Annotated in this window: 3 protein-coding genes and 1 riboswitch; of the genes, 2 read left to right on the forward strand and 1 reads right to left on the reverse strand. The window is 55.5% G+C overall.

Annotated features, from left to right (window positions below; genetic code table 11):
* On the reverse strand, positions 1–168 hold a 168-nt coding region (locus tag VAE48_RS17475), incomplete at its 3' end, for a nicotinate-nucleotide--dimethylbenzimidazole phosphoribosyltransferase (protein ID WP_416181016.1).
* Positions 169–367: 199 nt separating this feature from the next.
* Positions 368–510: riboswitch (cobalamin riboswitch) on the reverse strand.
* A gap of 174 nt (positions 511–684) precedes the next feature.
* Between VAE48_RS17475 and VAE48_RS03025 the strand changes: the two genes are divergently transcribed.
* Together VAE48_RS03025 and VAE48_RS03030 are read left to right on the forward strand one after the other, a co-directional pair.
* Positions 685–1,461, forward strand: coding sequence for an ADP-ribosylglycohydrolase family protein (locus tag VAE48_RS03025; RefSeq protein WP_322791837.1), 777 nt, complete (start codon positions 685–687; stop codon positions 1,459–1,461).
* 328 nt (positions 1,462–1,789) lie between these two features.
* Positions 1,790–2,998, forward strand: coding sequence for an iron-containing alcohol dehydrogenase (locus VAE48_RS03030; protein WP_322791838.1), 1,209 nt, complete (start codon positions 1,790–1,792; stop codon positions 2,996–2,998).
* Positions 2,999–3,051: the final 53 nt, after the last annotated feature.

Below are 3,051 nucleotides of genomic sequence, written 5' to 3' on the forward strand. Positions count from 1 at the left end.
GCGGTGGAAACGCGGGCGCGGGCGGGCGGTGATGCCGGCCAGTTGAATGGACAGGGTTTCCAGCCGTCCCAGCGCGCCGGTCGGCTTGGTCAGCCGGTTTTGACGCTGGCGGGCAGATTCGGCGGATGATTCATCGAAAGGTGGAATGGAAGGCAAATTCAGATTCATGGTGGAGTTCTCCTCGGGTGAAATTTGAAAGCGATTTGCACTGGCTACACGCAATAACAATGTTCCCGAATGGGTGCGGCGTGCCTGTCGCAAACAAAAAAGCCCAATCCGTGCGGATTGAGCCAGAAAGCCGTCTCACCTCCTCCTTCACCCTGCCCGCGGAAGAGGAAAGCCGCGCCTTCTTGCTCGAGAAGCACGACCGCTGCTTGCACCTCCCGGCAGGCTTTCTGGCTTCCGGTTCAAAACCGGTTACAGTTGCGGCACAGCGCTGGACTCGCACCAGACTTCCGCCTTTACGCCCTGGCATCCGGGCATCGGGTCACCGAGAGGGATGGATTAATTTGTTAACTGTGGGGAACGACAGCAATAATATTATACCCGAAGCAAGGGATTGAGAAAGAATTTCAGCAGCCAAATTTGGATGTCGTTCCAAATCCTTTTCAGTTCCCCGCGCTTTTGCCCCGCCTTTCTTTGCTATAATCAACTTAAACCAACCATTTTATTAAGGAAAGGACCATGTTAGGAGCCATAGCCGGTGATGTGATCGGTTCGGTGTACGAGCATCACCACATCAAAACCGAAGACTTCAATCTCTTCCACCCCTCCTGCATCTTCACCGATGATACGGTCATGACCATTGCCGTTGCCGATGCCATTTTGCACCAGCAGGGTTACGCCGAGGCAATGAAGCGTTTTGGGCGTTTGTTTCCACACGCCGGTTACGGCGGTCAATTCATCCGTTGGATCTTTGAAGACGAGGTGCGTCCCTACAACAGTTGGGGCAACGGTGCGGCCATGCGGGTCAGCCCAATTGGGCTTGCCTTCAAGAATGTAGATACCGTACTGAAAGAAGCGGCCAGGTCTGCCGAGGTTTCTCACAATCACCCCGAAGGCATTCGCGGCGCGCAGGCCGTAGCCCTGGCAGTACACCTTGCCAGGCAAGGCAAAAGCAAAACTTTCATACGCGGGGAAATTGCTCAACGGTTTGGCTATGATTTGGATCATTGCCTGGACGAAATCCGTCCTCATTATAAATTTGACATCAGCTGTCAGGGCAGCGTTCCGCCGGCGCTGATTGCCTTTTTTGAGTCGCGGGATTATGAGGATGCCATCCGCAAAGCCGTCTCGCTGGGCGGGGATAGCGATACACTTGCCTGTATTACCGGCGGCATCGCCCAGGCTTTTTACAAGGACATCCCGGCGGAGATTGTCGAATTTGTATTATCGCGTCTGCCGGAGGAATTTATCGAGATCCTGCAGGAATTTGAGGCCGATTTTCCAGGGAATTCGTAACCCTGAGCCGGCACTGCCCTCTCCGTAAAAATACTGCCCCGAAAAATTTACAACAAGTCTGCCTGCTCTGGCTGGGTCGAGAGGATAATACAAACGGTTAAGTCGCACACTGCCTCAATCACTTTGTGCGCGGCGTGCTGCCTGCGTCCGGACAGATTGTGCTGGTGCTGGAATGCCGCCGTCCTGGCTTTGAACCGAATCGAAGGGATTTGATAAAATTCTCCAAAATCCAATTCGATGGGTTAAATTTCCGCAAATTATGGTATCCTGTTAGAAATCACCCCCGTTATTTTGGAAACCCATCCCCACAAAAGAGGTTACCCCAGCCATGGACGAAAAAATCCTTGAAGAAGTGATTACCATGACCGCGGACAGCCTGAGCGTGTCCAACAGTTATCATTTTCGTGTGCCGCCTACCACACTTGTAGGAGATGGGATTTCGGTTCGCACGGGGGAGTACCTTGCTCAACTCGAATGCCGGAAAGTCCTCATCGTGACCGACCGGCAGATTGTCAAGCTGGGGCTGATGAATCCGGCCTTACGCTCTTTGCGCCGCTATCAGATTGATTACAGCCTGTTTGATGAAATCCTTCCCGATCCCACCGATGCGATTGTTCGGCGGGGTGTGGAGGTCTTACAAAATTGCGGATGTGACGCTGTTTTGACTTTCGGCGGCGGTTCGGTGATTGATGCCGGAAAAGCGATTGCCGTGTTTGCCAACAATCCGCTCAACGCCGGGCAGGTCATCACCAACGAGAGCAGCCTCGCGCCGAGGGCGAAGCTGGTCGCCGTGCCGACCACCGCCGGCACCGGCTCGGAGGTGACCGACATCACCGTAATCACCGACGAAACCAATCAGGTCAAAATTCCGCATCAGCACCGCCTCTTCATTCCGGATATGGCGATTATTGACCCCACCCTAACGTTGGGCATCCCGCCCGCCATTACCGCCGCAACGGGGATGGATGTATTGACCCACGCGGTCGAATCCTATATGGCCAGGGGAGTATGCACCCTGGGGCAGGCACTCTCGTACAGTGCCATTCAACTGGTGGCGGCTTATCTGCCCCTGGCAGTCGGCAACGGGCAAGACCTGTACGCCCGCCGCAAGATGGCCGAGGCTTCCTACATGGCGGGGATGTCCTTTTCCAACGCCGGTTTGGGGGTGTGCCATGCCATTGCTCATCAGGTAGGAGCCCGCTATAAAATTCCGCACGGGGTTGCCAACGCCCTCCTGCTTCCGGAAGTGATGCGCTTCAACATGCTGGTGCGCCAGGAAGCCCTGCGCGAGATTGCGCGCGCCTTCAATTTGCGGGTGGAGCATCTGGACGGCAAAGACGCCGCCTTAAAAGCCATTGAGGCCGTGCGCGAACTGACTGCCTCCATCGGGCTTCCGACGCGTTTGGAGCAGGTTGGCGCCCGTTCGGCAGATTTTGGAACGCTGGCCGCCCAGGCAATGGAAGACCCCACCCTGCAAACCAACCCGCGCCAGGTCAGTCAGGCGGATGTGCTGGAGATTTTACAGCGCAGTTTGTGAAATCTTGGGGGAAATCACATCCACTTCTGGGCTTTCGGCCCCCTCCTGCGCTC

Origin of the sequence: Bellilinea sp. (assembly GCF_034432615.1) — a bacterium.
Taxonomy (GTDB): domain Bacteria; phylum Chloroflexota; class Anaerolineae; order Anaerolineales; family Anaerolineaceae; genus Bellilinea.

Excerpts from the sequence above, each read along its gene's own strand:
- VAE48_RS03025 (WP_322791837.1), top strand. The coding sequence starts at position 685 with ATGTTAGGAGCCATAGCCGGTGATGTGATCGGTTCGGTGTACGAGCAT.
- VAE48_RS03030 (WP_322791838.1), top strand. The coding sequence starts at position 1,790 with ATGGACGAAAAAATCCTTGAAGAAGTGATTACCATGACCGCGGACAGC.